The sequence below is a fragment of the Streptomyces sp. WM6386 genome (assembly GCF_000972385.1).
Taxonomy (GTDB): Bacteria; Actinomycetota; Actinomycetes; order Streptomycetales; family Streptomycetaceae; genus Streptomyces.
On the sequence record NZ_JXTE01000441.1, the window covers coordinates 1 to 507 of the forward strand.

The 507-nt window shown below is 68.6% G+C and carries 1 protein-coding gene; it reads left to right on the forward strand.

Annotated elements, in window-relative coordinates; genetic code table 11:
• Positions 1-507 (forward strand): glycoside hydrolase family 97 N-terminal domain-containing protein (locus TN53_RS42150; protein ID WP_046264197.1); only part of this gene is annotated, 507 nt, incomplete at both ends.

The following is a 507-nucleotide window of genomic DNA, read 5'->3' on the forward strand; positions in this document are numbered from 1 at the left end:
ACACTGCTCGGCACGGGCAAGGCCACCATCTCCGACGAGCTGACCAGCTTCGTGTTCCCCGGCGGCACCCTGGTCCACAGCGCCCGCGACGAAGGCGTGTACACGCCCGTCGCGCCGGACGCGATCCCCTCCACCGGCACCTCCGGCACGGACGTCGGCCCCCTGACCGACATGCCTGTGCTGGTCCCCCTGAACAGCGGTCTGCGCGCCTGCATCTGTGAGTCCTTCCGCGTCAACTACCCGCGAGGGATGCTCACTTCTGTCTCCGGGCTGAGCAACACCCGCAAGACGTACCTGATGAAGAAGACCGCCCGCGGCAGCGGCACCGTGCAGACCACCTCGACCGTCACCACGCCGTTCACCACGCCCTGGCGGGTCCTCGTCCTCGGATCCTCCGACACCGACCTGGTCGACAACGCCGAACTGGTGCTCAACCTGGCCCCCGCCAACGCCCTGGCGGATACGGCGTGGATCCGGCCGGGCAAGGTGTTCCGCTGCAACCTGACC